17 protein-coding genes are annotated in these 20,260 nt (G+C 72.2%); 7 read left to right on the top strand and 10 right to left on the bottom strand.

Annotation, left to right across the window (positions count from 1 at the left end; all coding sequences use genetic code 11):
- Nucleotides 1-51: 51 nt before the first annotated feature.
- Both G127AT_RS06050 and G127AT_RS06045 read left to right on the top strand, forming a co-directional pair.
- Complete coding sequence (locus tag G127AT_RS06050) at nucleotides 52-1,011, top strand: sugar kinase (RefSeq protein WP_210901061.1); 960 nt, start codon at nucleotides 52-54, stop codon at nucleotides 1,009-1,011.
- A 33-nt stretch (nucleotides 1,012-1,044) separates the two neighbouring features.
- Nucleotides 1,045-2,409, top strand: coding sequence for an MFS transporter (locus G127AT_RS06045; RefSeq protein ID WP_210901059.1), 1,365 nt, complete (start codon nucleotides 1,045-1,047; stop codon nucleotides 2,407-2,409).
- A 68-nt stretch (nucleotides 2,410-2,477) separates the two neighbouring features.
- On the opposite strand, the gene G127AT_RS06040 is transcribed toward G127AT_RS06045, so the two are convergent.
- A complete protein-coding gene (locus G127AT_RS06040; protein WP_210901057.1) occupies nucleotides 2,478-3,488 on the bottom strand; it encodes a sugar-binding transcriptional regulator in 1,011 nt (336 codons plus the stop codon).
- A 195-nt stretch (nucleotides 3,489-3,683) separates the two neighbouring features.
- Here G127AT_RS06040 and G127AT_RS06035 point away from each other — a divergent pair, with 195 nt between their 5' ends.
- The 4 genes from G127AT_RS06035 to G127AT_RS06020 are packed head-to-tail and all read left to right on the top strand — an operon-like array spanning nucleotide 3,684 to nucleotide 6,893.
- Nucleotides 3,684-4,676, top strand: a complete 993-nt coding sequence (locus G127AT_RS06035; protein ID WP_210901055.1) for a phosphotriesterase family protein — start codon at nucleotides 3,684-3,686, stop codon at nucleotides 4,674-4,676.
- Nucleotides 4,676-5,338: an orotidine 5'-phosphate decarboxylase / HUMPS family protein gene (locus G127AT_RS06030; protein ID WP_210901053.1), complete on the top strand. Its 663-nt coding sequence runs from the start codon at nucleotides 4,676-4,678 to the stop codon at nucleotides 5,336-5,338. The genes G127AT_RS06035 and G127AT_RS06030 overlap by 1 nt, the downstream gene beginning before the upstream one ends.
- Entirely contained in the window at nucleotides 5,335-6,204 is an 870-nt protein-coding gene (locus tag G127AT_RS06025; RefSeq protein ID WP_210901051.1) for an L-ribulose-5-phosphate 3-epimerase, read from the top strand. Before G127AT_RS06030 ends, G127AT_RS06025 begins: the two co-directional genes overlap by 4 nt.
- 20 nt (nucleotides 6,205-6,224) lie before the next feature.
- Nucleotides 6,225-6,893: an L-ribulose-5-phosphate 4-epimerase gene (locus G127AT_RS06020; protein ID WP_210901049.1), complete on the top strand. Its 669-nt coding sequence runs from the start codon at nucleotides 6,225-6,227 to the stop codon at nucleotides 6,891-6,893.
- A 34-nt stretch (nucleotides 6,894-6,927) separates the two neighbouring features.
- Here the strand turns inward: G127AT_RS06020 and G127AT_RS06015 are convergent, their stop codons facing one another.
- From G127AT_RS06015 to hutH, 3 genes are all read right to left on the bottom strand, one after another.
- A complete protein-coding gene (locus tag G127AT_RS06015; RefSeq protein ID WP_210901047.1) occupies nucleotides 6,928-7,548 on the bottom strand; it encodes a hypothetical protein in 621 nt (206 codons plus the stop codon).
- 353 nt (nucleotides 7,549-7,901) lie between these two features.
- A complete protein-coding gene (locus tag G127AT_RS06010) occupies nucleotides 7,902-9,326 on the bottom strand; it encodes a peptidoglycan DD-metalloendopeptidase family protein (protein WP_210901045.1) in 1,425 nt (474 codons plus the stop codon).
- Nucleotides 9,327-9,531: 205 nt separating this feature from the next.
- Nucleotides 9,532-11,163 (bottom strand): histidine ammonia-lyase, encoded by a 1,632-nt coding sequence (hutH, locus tag G127AT_RS06005; RefSeq protein ID WP_210901044.1) that lies wholly within the window; start codon nucleotides 11,161-11,163, stop codon nucleotides 9,532-9,534.
- Between the two features lie 187 nt (nucleotides 11,164-11,350).
- Between hutH and G127AT_RS06000 the strand changes: the two genes are divergently transcribed.
- On the top strand, nucleotides 11,351-12,112 hold the full coding sequence (locus tag G127AT_RS06000; protein ID WP_210901042.1) for an IclR family transcriptional regulator: 762 nt from the start codon (nucleotides 11,351-11,353) through the stop codon (nucleotides 12,110-12,112).
- Nucleotides 12,113-12,136: 24 nt separating this feature from the next.
- Here G127AT_RS06000 and G127AT_RS05995 read toward each other — a convergent pair whose 3' ends face one another.
- The 6 genes from G127AT_RS05995 to G127AT_RS05970 all read right to left on the bottom strand — a co-directional run bounded on the left by G127AT_RS05995 (nucleotide 12,137) and on the right by G127AT_RS05970 (nucleotide 19,837).
- A complete protein-coding gene (locus G127AT_RS05995; RefSeq protein ID WP_210901040.1) occupies nucleotides 12,137-14,101 on the bottom strand; it encodes a collagen-binding domain-containing protein in 1,965 nt (654 codons plus the stop codon).
- 23 nt (nucleotides 14,102-14,124) lie between these two features.
- Nucleotides 14,125-15,486 carry an acyltransferase family protein gene (locus G127AT_RS05990; protein ID WP_210901038.1) on the bottom strand — a complete coding sequence of 454 codons (1,362 nt, stop codon included), beginning with the start codon at nucleotides 15,484-15,486 and terminating at the stop codon, nucleotides 14,125-14,127.
- A gap of 167 nt (nucleotides 15,487-15,653) precedes the next feature.
- Entirely contained in the window at nucleotides 15,654-16,325 is a 672-nt protein-coding gene (locus tag G127AT_RS05985) for a response regulator (RefSeq protein ID WP_210901036.1), read from the bottom strand.
- The gene (locus tag G127AT_RS05980) at nucleotides 16,322-17,554 is read right to left on the bottom strand and encodes a sensor histidine kinase (protein ID WP_210901035.1); all 1,233 of its coding nucleotides are present in this window, start codon (nucleotides 17,552-17,554) and stop codon (nucleotides 16,322-16,324) included. Before G127AT_RS05980 ends, G127AT_RS05985 begins: the two co-directional genes overlap by 4 nt.
- Before the next feature lie 631 nt (nucleotides 17,555-18,185).
- Nucleotides 18,186-19,328 (bottom strand): alpha/beta hydrolase, encoded by a 1,143-nt coding sequence (locus G127AT_RS05975; protein ID WP_210901033.1) that lies wholly within the window; start codon nucleotides 19,326-19,328, stop codon nucleotides 18,186-18,188.
- A gap of 77 nt (nucleotides 19,329-19,405) precedes the next feature.
- The gene (locus tag G127AT_RS05970; protein ID WP_210901031.1) at nucleotides 19,406-19,837 is read right to left on the bottom strand and encodes a hypothetical protein; all 432 of its coding nucleotides are present in this window, start codon (nucleotides 19,835-19,837) and stop codon (nucleotides 19,406-19,408) included.
- Nucleotides 19,838-20,260: the final 423 nt, after the last annotated feature.

Raw genomic sequence — 20,260 nt, 5'->3', positions numbered from 1 at the left:
ATGATCGCACGGAGGGCGGCGATGCCGCGGCCCTCGGAGGAGGCTTCATTCATGGGTGATCACAAGGGCTACGACCTCACCACCATCGGCGAGGGGCAGATCCGGCTCACCGTCGATCCGGGCGACCGGCTCTCGACCTGCCGGAGCCTGCACCTGTCACCGGCCGGCTCCGAAGCCAACGTCGCGGGACTCCTGACGCAACTCGGGCGCTCGGCCGCATGGGCCTCGGTTCTGCCCGAGGGCGACCTCGCCACGCGCTTCACCCAGGAGTACTCCTCGGTCGGCGTGGACCTCTTGCACGTCGTCCGTGTACCCGAGGGACGGATGGCGCTGTACTTCCTCGAACCCGGAGATCCGCCGATGCCGGCCCGCGTCACCTACGATCGCCTGCACACGCCGTTCCGCGAGATCACGCCCGAGCTCTTTGACTGGAACGCCCTGCTCGACACGCGGGTGCTCTTCGTCACCGGCATCACCGCCGCCCTCACGGAGCACACCGCCGAGACCGTCGCCTACGCCGTGCGCTCGGCGGCCGAGCGCGGCATCCATGTCGCCCTCGACGTCAACTACCGCTCCCTGCTGTGGGGTCCCGACCGGGCCCGCGAGGTACTCGAACCGTTGCTGGAGCACGTGTCGATCCTGTTCTGCTCCCGGCTGGACGGCATCAAGGTGTTCGAGCTCGAAGGCGATGGCCCTTCCGTCAATCGGCAGTTGCAGGAGCGGTACGGGCTCGAGCACGTCGTCTCGACCGACGGCACCCTCGGCGTCTCCTACAGCGGTCGCGAAGGAGCCCGCGTCTACGAGGTGGAACGCGTGCCGGTCACCGACCGACCCGGCGCCGGCGACGCGTTCGTGGCAGGGACCCTGCACGGCTACCTGGGCGGCTCGGTCCACCAGGGCATCGCGTGGGGCCAGCAGGCCTCGAAGTTCGCCCTCACCCACTACGGAGATCTCACCCGTATCTCGCCTGCCGAGCTGGAGACCCCCATCTCGAACGACATTCTGCGCTGACGCAGGCAGCGAATCCGAACATTGGAGTCCACGATGACGTTGAATACCTCTTCGCCTACGACGGCGCTCGAACAGATCGATTCGAGACCGCTCACCAAGAACCAGAAGAAACTGATCTCGCTGGCGATCGTCGGCAACATCTCGGAGTTCTTCGACATGTTCCTGATCGGCTTCGCCGTGAACGTGCTGTTGAGCGACCCGAACTGGAACCTCCGCGGCGACGAGGCGGGCATCATCCTGGCGATGTCCGGGCTCGGCACCGTGATCGGCGCGATCCTCTGGGGCAGGTTCGCCGACTCGATCGGCCGCAAGCGCTCCTTCTTCTGGTGCGTGCTGCTGTTCACGGTCTTCACGATCGCCTCGGTCTTCACCCCGAACAACGCCTGGGTTCTCCTGGCGCTCCTGCGGATCCTGGTCGGGATCGGCGTCGGCGGCTTGAACATCGTCTCCATCCCCTATGTGCAGGAGTTCGTGCCTGCCAAGCAGCGCGGCCTGCTCTCGGGCCTCACGGCCGTGTTCATCCCGCTCGGGCTCTTCCTCGGTTCGGTCGCGTCGAGCGCGACCGGGTCGAACTGGCGCCTGCTCATCGCCCTCGGCGGCATTCCGATCCTGCTGCTGATCTGGCTGCGGTTCGTGCCGGAGTCGCCGCGGTTCCTCCAGGCTCAGGGGCGCACGAAAGAGGCCCGCGAGTCGCTCGCGTGGGCCCTGGAGATCCCCGTCGATGAGCTGGGCACCCTGCCGGAGGCTACGACCACGTCGAAGCCCGCGTCCTACTCGCTGATCTTCCGCAAGTACTTCAAGAGCCTGGTGATCGTCTCGATCGGATCGTTCAGCTTCATCTTCGGAGCCTCCGTCATCCAGTCCTGGGGGCAGTCGATCCTCGGCGCCGCATACGAGTTCGACGCGCGCATGGTCGCCAACCTGTTCATCCTCGTTTCGCTCGGCGATCTGTTGGGCCGCTTGTCGTCGGCCTGGCTCGCCGACCGCATCGGCCGCCGCTTCGTGATGCTCGGCTACGGCCTGGTCGGAGCCGTGGGCCTGCTGATCGCCGCGGCGTCGACGATGCTGGGCGGGACGGGGGAGGATGCCGGGTGGATATTCTTCGTCGGCATCCTGATCGCGATGACCTTCGGCGATGGGGCGTTCGGGGTGCTGAACCCCTTCGGAGCCGAGCAGTTCCCGAACGAGGCCCGCTCGACCGGGCTCGGCCTCGGGTACGGCATCGGCGCGACCGCGAAGATCTTCGGGCCCGCCCTTCTGGGCGTCATGTTCGGTGCGAAGGTGACGACCGACATCATCCCGCCGGCCTTCCTCTTCTTCGCCGTGCTGCTCATCATCGGCGGCGTCACCTATCTGTTCGCGAAGGAGACGAAGGGGACGTCGCTCGACGCGATCTGACCTGCATGGAGGCGAAGGGTGCGGTGGCTGCGGCCACCGCACCCTTTTGACCGGCGCGTCGCTCCGGGTCAGGTATCGACGGTTTCGAGCAGCGCGAGAGCAGTGGTCCGATCGGTGACGAGCGCGGAGATGAATCCCCCGCGCATGGCGGCAGCGAGCGGAGCGACCTTCTCCTCGCCCCAGGCGACGCCGACGACGAGCGGGATGCGCTTCATGCGTTCGGGCTCCACCGCGATCGTCCGGTCGCACAGCACCGTGCGAACATGATCGCCGGCCGCCGAGATGTGGTGCCCGCAGATGTGGGCGACCGCACCCGTCTGCTGCAGATCCTCCGTGAGCTCGGAGCTCTCGTACTCGCGGAAGATCAATCCCGACTGCCCGTCGCGCACCGCCCCGACGCCGACGAGGGCGATATCGGCTCGCCCGCCGAGTTCCAGCGTCGTCGCGATCTGGTTCTCGTCGCGAAGCGCTGCAGCGACACGCGCGTCGCCGACCACGAGCGGGGCGGGGAGCGGATGGAAGGAGCCGCCGAGCTTCCGGGCCATTCTGCGGCCCGTTTCGGGCGAATCGAGCAGCGTGTCGGAGGAGCCGACACTGCCGATCATCTGCACCACGCGCGATCTCGGCCATACGAGCTCTGGCATCGCATCCACGGTCGCCGTCACGGCCAGGCCGTTCGAGACGGTGAGCACGAGGTCTTCCGAGGCCGCTTCGACGATCAGGTCGGCCGCGCACCGGGCTACGTCGTCTTGGACCGCCGAACCGTCTTCGGGGTCGGCGACGCGCGCCTGATGCAGGCCGAATGCTTCGACGAGCGCCCGCTCGATCCCGAGGACCCGCTCGAGCGGATGCCCGATGCGTATCTGCACCATCCCGCGTCGACGGGCTTCCGCGAGCATGCGGGAGACCGTCGGGCGCGAGAAGCTCACCGACCGGGCGATCTCCGCCTGGCTCTCGCCGTCGATGTGGTAGCGGCGTGCGACCTCGAGCAGGAGCGCGGTATGGGCGCGGGCGTCAGAGGTGCGCGAGCGGTGCAGCGGAGCGGGACGGCCGGATGCAGCTGGATCTTCGTTGATCATATGTGCATGTTAGTCGGATTGGCAGGTGACAGGTGTGTGAATGATGCCTGTGTTCTCAAGTCGGTGCGCAAGGCGTCGTCTTCTTCGTGAACAAATGTGCAAACGGGTGCTGGCGGGGTGTCGTTGGCCGCCATAGCGTGAGGACTGTCGCACCCCGAACGGCCCGCCCGGGCCGGCGTTCAGAAGGAGACTGAGATGGCATTCGCTCGCACACTGCGCGGAGACGTCGCCCCCGAGACCCTCGGCGTGGTCAACGCCCACGACCACCTCATCCGCGTCGGGGCCGGCGAGGTCTACCTCGACCCCGACCACCAGCTCGACGACGTCGACAAAGCCGTCGAAGAGGGCGGCTTCTTCGTGTCGGCGTCGAAGAACTGGACGCCGAACGGCGGCACCGTCGTCGACATGTGCCCGATCAACTGCGGTCGCGATGTCGAGAAGCTCGCCGAGGTCGAAAGCCGCGTCGACGGCCTCCAAGTGATCCTGGCCACCGGATTCCACCAGCAGAAGGTCTATCTCGAGACCCAGTCCCACTGGGTGAGCCGCTACTCCGTCAGCCGGATCGCCGACCTGATCATCGCCGACATCACCGAGGGCATCGACGCGTACGACTACTCCGGCCCGATCATCGAGCGCACACCGTACAAGGCCGGCGTCATCAAGGTCGCGACCGCATACGGCAAGATCACGGCCTTCGAGCGCAAATGCATCGAAGCAGCCTCGATCGCCGCCATCGAGACCGGCTGCCCGATCAACACCCACACCTCCGCCGGAACCTGCGGTCTCGAGCAGGCCGAACTGATGATCTCTCTGGGCGTGCCCGCCGACCAGATCGCCATCGGCCACATCCAGCGAAATGCCGACATCTGGTACCTCACCCAGATCCTGAAGACGGGCGTCTACCTCGAACTCGACGGCACCGCCAGGCTCAAGTACCAGCCGGAATCCAACCGAATCATGGAGTTCCGCGAACTCGGCGCCGCCGGGTACGGCGACCGCCTGCTGCTCGGCACCGACTCGGGCAAGCGCTCGTACCAGAAGGCCTACGGGGCCACCACCGGGGTCGACTACAACCCTGCCGTGGACGGGCCGCGCATGCTCGACGAAGGATTCGACCGCGCCTACGTCGAGCAGCTCCTCATGCAGAACGGCCAGCGCTTCTTCAGCTTCCACAAGGATGCCGCGTGATGTCCGACGCGAAGCGGCCCAGACTCCAGATCGCACTCGACACCACCGACCTCGCCGGTGCCCTTCGACCGCTGAACCGGGCGATCGAGGAGATCGACATCATCGAGTGCGGCACCATCCTCATCATCGCCGAGGGGCTGCGCGCCGTCCGCGAGATCCGCGCGCTCTACCCCGACAAGACGATCCTCGCCGACGTCCGCATCGCCGAAGCCGGCACGCTCATCGCCCGCAACTGCTTCGAAGCCGGAGCATCGTGGGTGAGCGTCGTCGCCGGTGCGTCGCTGACGACCGTCGAGCAAGTGGTCAAGGTGGCCGACGAGTACGGCGGCGAGGTGCAGATCGAACTCGGGGAAGGGTACGACGCCGAACGGGCACGGACCTGGCGGCGACTCGGTGCGCGGCACGTCATCGTCAAACGATCCCGCGATCGGGAGGCAGCCGGCGACCTCAGCTGGGGCCCCGACGACCTGACCCGCATCCGGCAGCTGGCCGACATGGGGTTCACCGTGACCGTCACCGGCGGTGTCTCGGCTGCCGACCTCCGCGCTTTCGCCGACGCCCCAGTCGGGATCGTGATCGCGGGCCGCGCCATCGTGCAGGCCGACGACCCGCTCGAGGCCGCAGCCGAACTGCAGCAGGCCATCGCCGAGGTCTGGCCGTGAACGGGGCATCCGCCGCTCCCCAGATCGCCCTGGGGATCTACGAGAAGGCCCTGCCCTGGCGGGGGGACTGGGACACCCTGTTCTCCGATGCCCGGCGGGCGGGTTTCTCGTTCGTCGACCTCTCCGTCGATGAGACGCCCGCCCGTCGCGCCCGCCTCGACTGGTCGCCCGAGACGCGGTCGGCCGTCCGTGACGCCGCCGCGCGGCAGGGAGTGCGGCTCGGGGGACTGTGCTTGTCCGTCCATCGCGCGATCGGTCCGGGGGCCGCCGACGCGCAGACGCGCGCAGAAGCCGATCGCATCTTCACCCAGGGCATCGGACTGTGCCGCGACCTCGGCATCCCCGTGCTGCAGGTGGCCGGATACTACGCGTACTACGAGCCGGCCGACGACGGTCAGCGCGATCGCTACGTCGCATCCCTCAGACGGGCCGCGTCGATCGCAGCGCGAGCCGGCGTGCTGCTCGGCATCGAGAACGTCGACGGCAGCGACGTCACCTCGGTCAGCCGGGGCATGAACATCGTGCGGGAGATCGACTCGCCATGGGTGCAGCTGTACCCCGACATCGGCAACATCGCCGAGCAGCAGCTCGACGAACTGGAAGAGCTGCGCTCCGGCGAAGGGCACATGCTCGCCATCCACATCAAAGACGTCCGTGTCGGGGAACCCCGGCGCGTGCCGCTGGGGGAGGGCATCGCGGACTTCTCCCGAGCGTTCGGCGAGCTGTCGCGCCAGGGCTGGAGCGGCCGGATGATGATCGAGATGTGGAACGACGACGCCCCCGATTCCGTCGAGCGGTGCGTGCACGCCAGGACCATCGTCGAGCGCTGGCTCGGCCAAGCGGGCTTCGACATCGTCGCCGCCTGAACGAACGAAGGGACCGAACGGTGCTCGAAGAACTCAAGGAACGGGTGTGCGAGGGCAACCTCGCGCTGGCGCGCGCCGGGCTGGTCGCATGGACCGGGGGGAACCTCTCGGCCCGCGACGAGGAGCACGGAGTGATCGTGATCAAGCCCTCGGGAGTGCGGTACGAGGAGATGACCCCCTCCGACATGGTCGTGGTCGCCCTCGACGGCCGGATCGTCGAGGGCGAGCGCGGCCCGTCCTCCGACACCCGATCGCACCTCGGCATCTACGCGAACCGGGCCGACATCCACTCGGTGGTGCACACCCACTCCCGCTATGCGACGGCGTTCGCCGCGGTGGGCAAGCCCATCCCGTGCGTGCTGACCGCGATCGCCGACGAGTTCGGCGGGCCGGTGCCGTGCGGCGACTACGCCCCGATCGGCGGCGACGCCATCGGAACAGAGGTCGTCGCGAAGATCGGGCGCTCGCCGGCGATCCTCATGCGCCAGCACGGCGTCTTCACGATCGGCCCGACGATCGACAAGGCGCTGCAAGCCGCGGTCATGGTCGAGGACGTCGCGCACACCGTCGCGATCGCGATGGGAATCGGCGAGGTGGCCGTGCTGCCGGACGCGGAGATCGAGGCCAACTTCGACCGCTACCGCAATCGCTACGGGACGGAGGCCGCCAGTCACGGCGTGAGTCGCTGAACCGGGCGAGCGGGCCGTTGTGCGAAGCGCCGGCTCAGCGGGCCGGGAACGCCCGCCCGCCGCCGGCCGCGAGGGCCTCGGCGACGATGCGGTTGTTCGTCTCGGCGAGCTCGGGCTCCAGCGGCGGCAGCACCTCGTCCCAGAACGCGAGCATCGCCCCCCGGCCCTGCATCATGCCGGCCGGGCGGGCGAGCGCCCACAGATGCAGGTGGGCGGATCCGTCGTTCCAGCGGCCGAAGTGGCACCTGGCGACGCCCGGCACCAGCTTGACCGCCTCCGAGATCCGCTGCATGAGGGGGCCGAGGCCGGCGAGGAGCTCGACCGGGGCATCCTCCAGCAGCACATGCGCGCGCGGCGCGATGGCGCCGATGAACGGCAGGCCGGTCTCGTCGAAGCCCGACTTCACCTGCCAGTCCTCGTCGGCCCAGAGCGTGTGCTCGGTGACCCGGCAGGTGCCGCATTCGCCGGGGTCGAGCTCGCCGCGGCGCGGCAGCTCGGGCACGAGCATCTCGTCGAGCGGCAGCATCGTCATCGACTCGATGCTTGGCACCGGGCCGCCGTCGACGGCGCTCGCATCGAGGCGCTGCCCGATCGGCAGGCGGCGGTGGTACGGGGAATCGGCGGGGTGGCGTTCGGGCGCGGGCGTGTCGGGCATGAGGGTATGCAACCACATGCGGCGGTCGAGTAGCCCCGCGAGGGGCGTAACGAGACCTTCGAGCGGTTTCGAGACGGCGCTGGCGCGCCTCCTCAACCGGCGGAGAGGGGCGCCGCTCGGGGCGGCCGCCGGCGGTCGAGTAGCACCGAGGGACGAGGGGCGTATCGAGGCCCGCGAGTGGTTTCGAGACGGCGCTGGCGCGCCTCCTCAACCGGCGGCGAGGGTCAGCCGAGCGAGACGCCGCGCGCGGCGACCACCCGGCGGTCGAGTAGCACCGAGGGACGAGGGGCGTATCGAGGCCCGCGAGTGGTTTCGAGACGGCGCTGGCGCGCCTCCTCAACCGGCGGCGAGGGTCAGCCGAGCGAGACGCCGCTCGCGGCGAGGAAGGGCAGCGCATCCACGGCGACGCCGCCGAGGCGCACCTCGAAGTGCAGGTGGCAGCCGGTCGATGCGCCGGTCGAGCCGGCCCGGCCGATGAGGCCCCCGGCTTCGACCTCGTCGCCGATCTCGACGAGGATGCCGGCGTCGGTGGCGAGGTGCGCATACCCGGTGCTCACCCCCGAACCGTGGTCGATGAGCACCCAGTTGCCGTAGCTGCCGTTCGGGCCGGCGGCCACGACGGTGCCGGCGGTCGCCGCGAAGACGGGCGAGCCGCATTCGGTGCCGATGTCGGTGCCGCGGTGGAACTCGTTCACGCCGGCGATCGGCAGATCCGGCCTCGGCCCGTAGCCGTCGGTGATCCGCCCCGTCACCGGCCACGACCAGCCCTGCGTGCTCAGTTGCCCCGAGTCCGCCGGGAGCGAGAGCACCGTGGCGGATGCCGCGGACGCCACCGAGCTCTGCAACTCGGTGAGGCTCGTCTTCGCCGTCGCGAACGCCCGCTGGGCGGTCGCGGCGGCCGCCTCGTAGCGCGTCACGCCGACGTCCTGCGTCTTCTGCCAGGCGGCGGCGGCGCGTGCTTCGAGGTCTGCGGCTTCGTCCTCGCGGTCGGCGGCGCGGGCGAGCAGTTCGGAGACGTCGCCGGTGCGGCCGTTCAGCCGGTCGACGGCGGCCAGACCGTCGAGCAGGTCGCCGCTGCCGGTCATCACGTCGAGCGCGTTCGCACCGGCGGCCGGCCCGCGGGCGGCGCGCAGGTAGAGGCGTGCGGCGGTGTCGGCGGTTTCGCGAGCACGGCCGGCGGCCTCCTCGACCTGCTCGGCGAGGCGTTCGTTGGCCTGTTCGGCACGCTTGGCGGCCTCGAGCTCGTCCTTCGTCGTCTGCAGCTTCTGCTGCGCCTTCGCGAGCCGGGTGCGGGCGGTCAGGAGCTTGGCGACATCGCGGTCGGCGGATGCCGTGATGCGCACGATCGGGGCGTCCGTCGTGAGCAGGGGGCCCTCGACGACCGTCTCGCCGGAGGACTCCGCTCCGGGCTTCGGCGTCGGGGTCTGCGTGGGCGTCGGCGTGGGCGTCGGAGTGGGTGTCGGAGTGGCCGGGTCGGTGGGATCGGGCGTCGGCGTCGGGGTGGGCGTCGGGGTGCCCGGATCGGTCGGGTCCGGGGTCTCGCCCGGGTCGGTCGGGTCCGGGGTCTCGCCCGGGTCCGTCGGGTCGGGGGTCTCGCCCGGTTCGCTCGGCGCGGGCGTACCGCCGGGATCCGTCGGCGCCGGGTCGGTCGGCGCGGCCGATCCTTCCACGGGCGTCTCCTCGACCGCCGTCGCCGCCGGCACGGTCGTCGATGCCGCGACGAGCGCCGCGAGACCGAGGGCCGCGATCCACCGGCCGAGTCCGCGAGCACCGAGCATCGTCGAGCCGCCGGAAACAGGCCGCAGGGCATCCACTCGTCGTCCCCGACTCCAGGTGGAACAGTCGAACCGCATATGCGCCCTCACTGTGCCGCGGCGTCGGTCCCCCCGAACGGCCGCGATCGTCACCAGTCTGTTGGGTTCCTCCGAATCCGCACAAGCAGACCCACGCGCTTCACGGCCGACGTTCAGGTACGAACCGGCCTCATTCGAGCGGGCCCACGGCATCCACCACCGCGCCGAGCACCGCCCCCGAAGTCACGAGCCGCACCGTCTCCTCGATCTCGGTCGACACGACGCGGTCGGGCCCCGGGCGCGAACCGACCAGCGCGAGCACCGCGCCCGACGCGACGGCAGGCTCGAGGGGTTCCCGCAGACGGATGCCGCGGGCCGCCGTCATGATCTCGATCGCCAGCACCCGGGCGAGCCCGTCGATCGCACGCCGCAGCTTCCGGGCCGCCGCCCACCCCATCGACACATGGTCCTCCTGCATCGCCGACGACGGAATCGAATCGACCGACGCCGGCACCGCGAGCCGCTTCAGCTCGCTGACGATGCCCGCCGCCGTGTACTGGGCGATCATGAGGCCCGAATCGACGCCGACCTCGTGCGCGAGGAACGGCGGCAGGCCGTGATTGCGGGCCGGATCCAGGAACCGGTCCGTGCGCCGCTCGCTCATCGACGCCACGTCCGCGACCGCGATCGCCAGGAAGTCGAGCACGTACGCGACCGGCGCACCGTGGAAATTACCGTTCGACTCGATCCGCCCGTCGGGCGTCAGCACCGGATTGTCGATCGCGCTCGCCAACTCCGCCTCGGCGACCCCGCGGGCATGCTCGAGCGTGTCGCGGGCAGCACCGTGCACCTGCGGCGCGCACCGCAGCGAATACGCATCCTGCACCCGGCCGTCCTCGGGGCCCTTGTGGCTCGCGACGATCGGCGAACCGCCGAGCACGCGGCGGATGTTCGCCGCCGCCGACCGCTGCCCCCGCTGCGGCCGCAAGCGCTGCAGGTCGTCGGCGAACACGCGGTCGGTTCCGAGCAGCCCCTCCACGCTCATCGCCGCCGCAATATCGGCCGTCCGCAGCAGCCGGGCGAGGTCGTCGGCGGCGAGCGCGAGCATCCCGAGCATGCCGTCGGTGCCGTTGATGAGGGCGAGCCCCTCCTTCTCCACGAGGCGCAGGGGGCGGATGCCGGCGGCTGCGAGGGCATCGGCGGCGGGCATGCGGGTGCTCGGGTCGGCGCTCGTCGGAGGGTTGTCCTGTCCGAGGTCTTCCGCGGGACGCGGCTCGGAGCGGTGCTCCTCGCTCGCTGGGGCTGCCGCCTTGCGAGGCCCGCTGACGCGGACCTCGCCTTCGGCCATCGCCGCGAGCGCCACATGCGCCAACGGGGCGAGGTCGCCCGAGCAGCCGAGGGAGCCGTACTCCCGCACGATCGGCGCGATGCCGGCGTTCAGCATCGCCGCGTACGTCTCGGCGGTGACCGCGCGCACGCCCGTGCGGCCCGTCATCAGGGTCGACAGCCGCAGCAGCATGAGGGCGCGCACCACCTCGGTCTCGACTTCGGCGCCGCTGCCGGCCGCGTGCGAGCGGATGAGGCTCGCCTGCAGTTGCGCGCGCCGGTCGGCGGCGATGAACGTGGTCGCCAGGGCGCCGAAGCCGGTCGAGATGCCGTAGTGCGGGTCGGGGTCGCCGGCGAGGGCCTCGACGATCGCGCGGCTCGCGGTGACGCCGGCGAGCGCGTCGGGGTCGATGCGCACCTCGGCGCCGTGGCGGGCGACGGCGACCACCTCGTCGATCGTGAGGGGGCCGGTGCCGACGGTGACGGGAGTGCTCATCCTCCGATCGTCGCGCGGGGTCGTGCGCGGCGGGGCGTTCGGCGCGTGGATGCCGTCCGGGATCCCGGACCGGCCGACGAGTGGATGCCGCTGCGCGCGCCCCGGGTGCGGCACCGTTGCGCGGCGCGCCCGGCGGTGCCGGGCGGCGCGCCGCCGACGCCCTACACTCGCTGCGACGGGAGGGGCGATGCGCGCATCCGAGAAGGCACCGGCCGCGGCGGCGACCCTCGGCATCCTCACCCACCTCGCCGGCCAGCGCGGCCCCGTGCCCGCCGCGACGATCGCCGCAGCCCTCGACCTGCCGCGTTCGACCGTCTACCAGCTGCTCGCGGTGCTCGCCGAGCACGGCTTCGTCGTGCACCTGCCCGAGGAGCGCCGGTACGGTCTCGGGGTCGCCGCCTTCGAGCTGTCGAGCGGCTTCTCGCGCCAGGAACCGCTTGCCAGGCTCGGCCGCCCCCTCGTCGCCCAGCTCGTCGACCGGGTCGCCGAGAGCGGGCATCTCGCCGTGCTGCACGGGCGCGATGTCGTCTACCTCGTCGAGGAGCGCGCCCCGCGTCGCCCCTCGCTCGTCACCGACGTCGGCGTGCGGCTGCCCGCGCATCTGACGGCGACCGGTCGGGCGATGCTCGCCCTCCTGCCGGCGGCGCAACTGCGGGCGCTCTACCCGGATCGTGCGGCGTTCGAGGGGCGCGGATCCGCCGACTGGACGTACCGCCGCCTGAAACAGGAACTCGCCGAAACCCGCGAGCGCGGCTGGTCCACCGAGCACGGCGAGGTCACCGACGGGCTCGCCTCGGTCGGGGCGGCCGTCGTCGACCATCTCGGGTGGCCCGCCGCGGCCGTCGCGGTGACCTTTCCGGCGGGCCGCGGCGAACCCGACGGACTGCCCGCCCTCGTGCGCGGCACTGCGCGCACCCTCTCCGAGCGCATCCACGGCACCGGGCGCTGAGCGCCCCCGAGTGAGCGCCCCCGCTCAGTCGTGCGTGGACGGGCGGCGGCGGAGGGCGAAGCCGAGTCCGGCGGCCAGGAGGATCGCGGCGAGTCCGGCGAGCGGCCACGGGTCGACGCCGGTTCCGGCGACGCCGCCGGGCCCGGGCGAGGGCGTCGCCGGGGCGGGGGCGGGCGTCTCGGGCTCGGTCGAGCCGGGGGCCGGTGCGCTCGTCTCGGGCGCCGTCGTCTCGGGCGCGCTCGTCTCGGGAGCCGTCGTCTCGGGAGCCGTCGTTTCCGGCGCCGTGGTCTCGGGCTCGGTCGTCTCCGGAGCGTTCGTCTCGGGCGCCGGCCCCGGGGTGGTCGGCCCAGGCGTGGTCGGCTCCGGCTCCGTCGGCTCCGGCTCCGTAGGCGTCGGCGTAGGCGTCACCGGCGGCGTGGGCGTGGGCGCGGGCTCCGGAGTCTCCGTCGGCCCCGGCGTAGGCGAGGGCTCCGGAGTCTCCGTCGGCCCCGGCGTAGGCGAGGGCCCCGGCTCCGGCGTAGGCGTGGGCGTCGGCTCCGGCGTCGGCGGCGCGTACGTGTTCACGATGGTGCACACGATGTCGCCTCCCGGCGGCACGGTCACGACGCCGCCCTCCATGACGAGCGAGCCCTCCTCGCCCCGCGGTCCGCACATCCACCCGCCGACGACGTAGTCGTCGACGTCGGCCGGGCCGCCGGATTCTTCGAGCACGTGCTGCCCGGCGGGCACTTCGGCGCCGGTGACGGCGGGGTCTCCGGTCGAGCCGGAGATCGTCTCGCCGTCGGCGGCGGTGCCGGTGAGGGTCCAGGAGCGGGGATCCTCGTCGGAGCCGAGGACTTCTTTGACGAGGGTGAGGCGTCCGGTGTTCTCGTCGCAGGAGAGTTCGGCGTCGAAGGGGAGTTCGTGCAGTTCCCGCGAGTGGCCGGCGAGGCCTGCGGCCCGGTCGAGCCCGTGCACGAACTCGGCGGCGATGACGTTGCCGGAGATGTTCTGGGTGGCCTGCCAGGCGACGCGTGCGGCGGGCGCGTAGAGGGTGCCGTTCAGTTCCGCGGTGTTGGCGGTGACGTGCACGCGGGATGCGTCGGGGAAGTTGAAGAGCACGTAGGGTGCCTGGGAGGCATCCCACCCCTGACGCGGGATCGGGCCTTCGAAGTCGCCGCCGACGATGTTGATGAGCACGGGCGTGTCGCGGGTGGCGCGCTGGCCGTTGAGGAATCCGATCTGGTCGATGTTGGCCAGTTCCGCCCCGGTCATGGTGACGACGTTCGTCCGGCCGGGGATGAGGTCGAGGTAGACCTGCGAGACGTGCCGGTCGATGGGGCGGGGCACGGGCAGGGCGTTCTCGCCGGGCCCGTCGAGGAGTTCGTTGCTCGGGGTGCACTGGCCGAACCCGCTCGACAGCTCGGTGTAGCGGGCGAAGGCGGCGTCGAAGTCGGGGGCGCCGGTGGTGTCGGCGACGGATGCCGCGGGCTGGGCGATGCGGTCGTTGAAGATGCGCGGGCTCGCGTCGGGGCTCGTCTCGCCGGGGCGGACGATCTCGGTCGAGTTGGGGTTCTTGTGCAGCACGTCGAAGTCGCCGCCGGCGATCTTGACGTATCCGCCGTTGTGGATGCTGAGGGCGCTGCTGCTCGCGCCCCATGAGACGCGGCCGCCGACGTAGAGGTAGGTGTCGGCGTCGTCGCCCGGGGAGCGGAACGTGGATGCGGGCGGTCGCCCGGCGGCCACGTTGTACGCCTGGTGGAACCGCAGGTCGCCGCCGGCGGCGATGGTGCCCTCGGCTTCGTCGCTGCTCGGGCCGAGCTGCACGTCGCCGCGCACGAACACGAGGAAGCCGGAGTTGGCGCGTTCGCCGAGCGTCACCGGGTTGACGGCGGCGATCGGTGCGGCTTCTGCGGTCGGCGGCACGAGGCCGGGCAAGGCGATGAGCCCGCCGAGCGCGAGCGCTCCGAGTGCGCCGATGGTGCGGTTCCGGGTGCGAGTTCGGGTCACGTGGCATCCCCCCTGCCGGGATGCTACCCCCTCGTACGGGGTTCGCGGGCAGACCCGCGGCCGGCGGTGAGGGCGATGCCGTAGAGGGCGAGCGCGAGCGAGGCGGGCAGCGCCCCGAACCCGAAGACGAGGACCACGCCGGTGCCGACGGTGCCGCTCGCGGCGGCGAGGGCCGAGCGTGCGGGGGTCGCGGTGCGTTCCCGAGTGGATGCCGGCGCACCCTCGAACCGCCGCGTCGCCCGCACCACGGGCGCGAGCGCGAGCCCGACGGCGACGAGCCACAGGGGCCGGCTGATCCACCATTCCGCCGACAGCGGGTCGGGCACGGGCAGGCCGTAGGCGCTGTGGCCGGCGAGGATGAGCCCGGCCACGAGCACCATGACGGGCAGGTGCCAGAGGTAGACGGTCATCGAGCTCGCCCCGAGGGTGCGCACGGCGCGGGCGATGCGGGGCCGTGCGGCGACGCGGGCGATGGCGGGCCGGGCGAGGCTGACGAGCGCGAGCTGGGCGACACCGAGCAGCACGAGCGTCACGTTCGGCGGGTTCAGATTCTCGTACATGTCGGGCGAGTAGGCGCCGGTGGCGAAGCAGACGGCGAGCGCGGCGACGGCGGCGGCCGCGGCGGCGATGCGGGTGGATGCCGGCAGGCGATCCACGAACCCGTCGGCGAGGAGGAAGCCGAGCTGCCGCATCAGCAGCCAGACGAAGAGGAGGTTCAGGAACCCGAGGCCTTCGAGGCCGGTGGCCAGGCGTGCGGCATCCACACCCGAGGCGGCCGCGGCGAGCACGAGCGGCGCCCGGAACGGCGCGCGTTCGTGCCACCGGGTCATGAGCGGCACGAGCGCCGAGCAGGCGATGTACACGGCGAGGAACCACAGCGGCTGCCCGATGCGGAAGCCGGCCTCAGCGACGAGTTCGCCCGGCAGGCCGGCGACGGCGGCGGTCGCGAGGAGGGCGGCGACGATGCCGACCATCCACACGGCCGGCCGCACGAGCCGTTCGACGCGGGCGCGCACATACGCGGCGGGCGTGTCGCCGCGGCCGCGCATCGACCGCCAGTGGTGGAGGCTCGCGAAGCCGCCGACGACGAAGAACAGCGGCATGATCTGCACGAACCAGCTCGCCGGCGCGAAACCCGGCCGGTGCTCGAGGGCGTTGCCGAGCGCGGGGGATCCGTCGGCGGCGAGGCCGACGCCGACCATGACGGCGTGCAGGGCGACGACCACGATGAGCAGGCCGGCCCGGACCGCGTCGATCGAACGGTCGCGTGCGGGTGCGGTGGATGCCGGGGCGCTGCCGGTCAGGCCGGGCGCGGTGCCGGGCGCGCCGCCGGGCGCCGTGCCGGGCGCGGGCCGCGTTGCGCGGCGTTCGTCTGCGAGGGTCATCGCTTCCTCCCTGCGGCCGGGGTCTCCGGCGTTGCAGGCAGGTTAGGAAGACGGATGCCGGCGGGGCATCGCCCTGCGGAGCGGTTCGACCCCCTACCGGCGTACGGTGCGGCGGCTCGCCGGCCCCGGCTGCGCCCCGGCATCCACTCGCCGCCGCCCGCCGCGCCCTATTCGCCGGGCCGCACGAGCCCCGTGTCGTAGGCGAGGACGACGGCCTGCACCCGGTCGCGCAGGCCGAGCTTCTGCAGGATCTTGCTCACATGCGTCTTCGTCGTCTGCTCGGCGATGAAGAGTTCCTTGGCGATCTCGGCGTTGGAGCGGCCGCGGCCGACGAGGGTGAGCACCTCGCGTTCACGATCGGTGAGGCCGTTCAGGCGCGATGGATCGGGTTTCGGGGCGGCATCCGCCCGCGCGAACTCCTCGATGAGGCGCCGGGTCACGCTCGGCGCGAGCAGCGCCTCGCCGCCGGCGACGACGCGCACCGCGTTCGTGAGCTCGTCGGGCGTCGCATCCTTCAGCAGGAACCCGCTCGCGCCGGCCCGGAGCGCCTCGTGCACGTAGTCGTCGATGTCGAAGGTCGTGAGCATGAGGATGCGCGGCCGGTAGTCGGTGCCGCGCGGCGGCGTCTGCAGGGCGCGCGTGGCCTCGATGCCGTTCATCTCCGGCATCCGCACATCCATGACGACGACGTCGGGCCGCAGCTCGCGCGCGAGCCGCACCGCCTCGGCGCCGTCGGCGGCCTGCCCGAGCACCTCGATGCCGGGCTGGGCGCCGAGGACGGCGGCGAACCCGGCGCGCACCATCGCCTGATCGTCGGCGATGAGGATCGAGATCGTCACGGGCGCTCCTCGTCGTCGGGCCGTTCGCCGGCCGGCAGCACCGCGAGCACCCGGAACCCGCCGTCGGCGGTCTCACCGTACTCCACCTGCCCGCCGAGCGCGGTCGCCCGCTCGCGCATCCCGATGAGGCCGTGGCCGCCGCCCGTCTCCCGCTCGGCGCGCGCGGTGACGCGGGCATCGCCCTGCGGTGCGGGGCCGTTCACGACGCGCACCGTGATCCGGCCGTCGCGGCGGTCGACGTCGACGGATGCCGCGGCGCCCGGCGCATGCCGCACGGTGTTGCTGAGCGACTCCTGCACGATCCGGTACACCGTCGTCGACAGGATCCCGGCATCCGGCAGGCCCGCGCCGATGCTGCGTTCGACGGGCACGCCGGCGCTCTCGACCGAGTCGATGAGGGCGTCGAGCTCGGGGATGCCCGGCTGCGGCGCCGACTCGGCCACCGTCTCTTCGCTGCGGAGCACCGCGAGCAGTTGCCGCATCTCGCCGAGCGCGGTGCGCGCCGACGCGGCGATCTCGCCGAACTCGGCGGTCGCTTCGGGCGGCAGGCCCTCGACTCGGTACGGAGCGCTCGTCGCCCGCACATGGATGAGGGAGAGGCCGTGCGCGACGACGTCGTGCAGTTCGCGGGCGATGCGGTTGCGTTCCTCGACGAGCACCCGGCGTTCGTCGATCTCGGCGGCGTGCTCGCGCTCCTGGAACAGTTCGCGGGCGATCGTGCGACGCGCGGCGATGGCGATCGCCGCCGCGAGGGCGAGGAGCGCGATGGCGGCCGCGGCGATCGCGTCGGCGGCGGCACCGGCATCCCGGAACCCCCACGGCACGAGCGGCAGCGCGACGATCGCCCACGAGCCGAGCCCCGTCCACCACGGGCGGGTCAGGCCGGCCACGATGAGCATCGCGGCGGCGGCGATGATCGTCGTCACCGGCCACGGCCAGGGCGCATCGGCGGAACCGGCCGACAGGCCCGTGAACACGTTCGCGGAGACGGATGCCGCCACGGCGGCGACCCACGGCATCCGCACCGCCAACGGAATCGCCCCGCACGTCAGCAGCGCCAGCGCGAACATCGCCGCCACGTTCACCCCGTACACGGCGGCACCGATCGGCACCGACACCGCGTACAGCACGACGGCGACCCCCACCGCCGCCGCCAGCAGCCGCGCACGGAACCGCCGTTCGGGGGTGGATGCCGGCGCGCGCCCGGCCGCCGCCTCGTTCTCGTTCATGACACCCGCAACTCTTCCACCGCCCGCCCCCGCGCGCATCACCCCGCGGAGCGATCCGCCCCGCTACCGCAGTACGGCGCGGGTTCGGCCTGCTCCGAAGGGTGAGTGGACGAGAACGCAGGGTGTGGATGCCCTCGCACCCTGCATTCGTGTCCACTCACCGCGCGGACGCGGCCTCCGCCCCCTTTGTGCCCGCTCTCCGCTTCCCGGGGTCGAATTCCGCCACGAATCCGAGCATCCCCGCGTGAATCTGGCGGGAAACGACCCCGGAACGGAAGGTGGCGGGTGCGGGCACCGGGGCGGGCGGCGGAGGTGCGGCGGTGGATGCGGGGCGGGCGGTGCACCGAGCGCGGCACCGCGCCCCGGCATCCACTGCGGGCGGTCTGTGCCGCCGTCGCGGTATCGGAAGCAGGCAGCCCCGCCGCCGTACCGGTCGATTCGGCCTGCGTTCGGTGCCGGGCGGGCAGTCCGGCCTGTTTTCGCGAGGCTGTCGGGCGGCGAGGCGAGGGGCAGCGAGTGCATATGCCCCGAGTGGATGCCCCGGCACCCTGCATCCGCGGCGCCTCAGCGCGACGAGGCCGAGGCGCGCATACCCGGTGTGGATGCCGTCGCACCCTGCATTTGTGTCCACTCACCGCGCGGAGGTGGCCTCCGCCTCCGAAGCCGGCACGGGGGCGAGGTGCGCGTGCAGGAACGCGGCGACCTTCGCGCGCAGCTCCTCGCCGAGGATGCCGATGGAATGCCCGCCGCCCTGCACGACCGCGAGCTCGACGACGACCCCGGCCTCGCGCAGTTCGCGGGCGAGGCGTTCGGCCTGCGCGAGCGGGATGATCTCGTCGGTCGCGTGCCCGATGAAGACGGGCGGATCGCTCGCATCCGCATGGCCGGCCGGTGTCGCCTCGGCGCGCGCCTCCGTGCAGGCGGCGCGGTCCGCACCCCGCTGCTCGGGCTCGCAGCCGAGGTAGGCGTCGACGATGCCGCGCAGCCAGTCCGAGGCGCCGTCGCTCTCGAGCTCGGGCTCGCGCAGCCCGACCGGCCCCGAGAGTTCGACGACGGCGGCGACGCGCGACCCGGCATCCGTCGCCCCCTCGCCGCGGGTGCCGAGCAGGGTCGCGAGCTGCCCGCCCGCCGAACCGCCGAGCACGCCGATGCGCGACGGATCGGCGCCGAAGTCGGCGGCGTGCTCCCGCATCCACTCGACGGCGAGGGACACGTCGTCGATCTGCGCGGGGAACACCGCATCGGGCACCAGCCGATAGTCGACGGCGGCGGCCACGAACCCCTCGCTCGCGAGCCACAGGCACACGCGGCGCCAGTCGGGGTCGTCCTTCGCGCCGCGCTGCCAGCTGCCGCCGTGGATCGCGACGACCGCCGCCCGTGCCGTCGCCGCCCCGCCCTCGGGGCGGCACACGTCGAGGGTGAGGAGCGTGCCGTCGGGCTGCGTTCCGTACTCGAGGTCGGCGTCGACGGTCAGGCCGTCGGGGGTCGTGAAGGTGCGGATGCCGAGGCGCGCGCCCGCCGGCACCTCGCCCGAGGCGCCGTCGGCGTCGACTGTGGCGAGCGGCAGATGGAAGCCCGAGAGCGCGGCGACCGCCGCGAGGGCGAGCGTCGCACCCGCGGCCGCGAAGGCGGTGCGCCGTCGGGTGCGGATGCCGCGCTCGCCGCGCCCGGTGCGGGCGCTGTTCGGGGCGGCGTCGCCGTGCGGTGTACGGGGGAGGAGGCGCGGGCCCTCGCCGCTCGGATGCGACCGGCCCGCCTGACGGGTCGGGTGCATGCGGGCTCCGGGGATGTCGCGGGTGCAGCGATGCTACCCCGCACCGCCCCCGCCGCCAAGCCGAACCCGAGAAAACGTCACCGCGCCGCGGCGTCGCACTCCAGCATCAGCGCATCGAACTCGCCTGCCCGCGCCTGCTCGGTGATCTCCGGGGTCACGGCTTCGGTCGGGATGACGGCGATCGGCACGGTCTCGAGGTCGTCGTCCAGCGTCCGGCCGCAGGCCGCGATGATCCGGAAGTCGGCCGCGTCCAGCGGGGCATAGGTGGCCGGCTCGTCAAGCACGGGAACCGAAACGTCGTACACGGTGAGCCCCGCCTCCGGAGCGAGGTCGAGCAGCCCGCCGACGGTGAGGCCGGTGACCGGCCGCGGATCCGATGCGGGCGCGCAACCGGAGAGCCCGGCCGCAAGCGCGACGCCCGCCGCGAGCACGACGCCGACCGCGCTGCTCGTGCTGCTCGTGCTGCTCGTGCTGCTCGTGCTGCTTGCAATCCGTCGGTCCGGGCCCACGGCACGAGCGTATCCCCACTGCCACTCCTATCCTTCCGGGGGTCATTTCCTGCCACCTGCAGGCGCTCGATCGCAGAAATGTGGCGGGATTCGACCCCCGGAAGGGAACCGGAGATTCCTGGGCTGCGAGCGCCCCCTCCGGAGCGGGGGCGACCTTCGCCGCGGCCGAATGCGTTCCGGGGGTCATTTCCTGCCACCTGCAGGTGCTCGATCGCAGAAGTGTGGCGGGATTTGACCCCGGAAGCGTTTGGGTGGGCGAAGAGCGCGTGCGGATGCGCCTGGGCGAGTGGATGCGTCGGGGTGCGGATGCGTGAAGGCGGCGGATGCGCGGGCTGCGTCGAGCGGGTTGCGCGGGGTGTGCGAGCGGGTGCGCGGGGTGCACGGAGCGCCGTGCGCGCGAGCGGGTGCGGGTGCGCGGGGTTC

It is taken from the genome of Agromyces archimandritae (assembly GCF_018024495.1).
GTDB lineage: Bacteria > Actinomycetota > Actinomycetes > Actinomycetales > Microbacteriaceae > Agromyces > Agromyces archimandritae.
This window is presented reverse-complemented; position numbering and strand designations above follow the sequence as displayed.

Bases quoted from the DNA above. Each gene is read 5' to 3' on its own strand.
- G127AT_RS05980 (WP_210901035.1), bottom strand. From the start codon at position 17,554: ATGAACGAGAACGAGGCGGCGGCCGGGCGCGCGCCGGCATCCACCCCC.
- G127AT_RS06030 (WP_210901053.1), top strand. From the start codon at position 4,676: ATGTCCGACGCGAAGCGGCCCAGACTCCAGATCGCACTCGACACCACC.
- hutH (WP_210901044.1), bottom strand. From the start codon at position 11,163: ATGAGCACTCCCGTCACCGTCGGCACCGGCCCCCTCACGATCGACGAG.
- G127AT_RS06050 (WP_210901061.1), top strand. From the start codon at position 52: ATGGGTGATCACAAGGGCTACGACCTCACCACCATCGGCGAGGGGCAG.
- G127AT_RS06010 (WP_210901045.1), bottom strand. From the start codon at position 9,326: ATGCTCGGTGCTCGCGGACTCGGCCGGTGGATCGCGGCCCTCGGTCTC.
- G127AT_RS06045 (WP_210901059.1), top strand. From the start codon at position 1,045: ATGACGTTGAATACCTCTTCGCCTACGACGGCGCTCGAACAGATCGAT.
- G127AT_RS05975 (WP_210901033.1), bottom strand. From the start codon at position 19,328: ATGCACCCGACCCGTCAGGCGGGCCGGTCGCATCCGAGCGGCGAGGGC.
- G127AT_RS06040 (WP_210901057.1), bottom strand. From the start codon at position 3,488: ATGATCAACGAAGATCCAGCTGCATCCGGCCGTCCCGCTCCGCTGCAC.
- G127AT_RS06035 (WP_210901055.1), top strand. From the start codon at position 3,684: ATGGCATTCGCTCGCACACTGCGCGGAGACGTCGCCCCCGAGACCCTC.
- G127AT_RS06000 (WP_210901042.1), top strand. From the start codon at position 11,351: ATGCGCGCATCCGAGAAGGCACCGGCCGCGGCGGCGACCCTCGGCATC.
- G127AT_RS06015 (WP_210901047.1), bottom strand. From the start codon at position 7,548: ATGCCCGACACGCCCGCGCCCGAACGCCACCCCGCCGATTCCCCGTAC.
- G127AT_RS05990 (WP_210901038.1), bottom strand. From the start codon at position 15,486: ATGACCCTCGCAGACGAACGCCGCGCAACGCGGCCCGCGCCCGGCACG.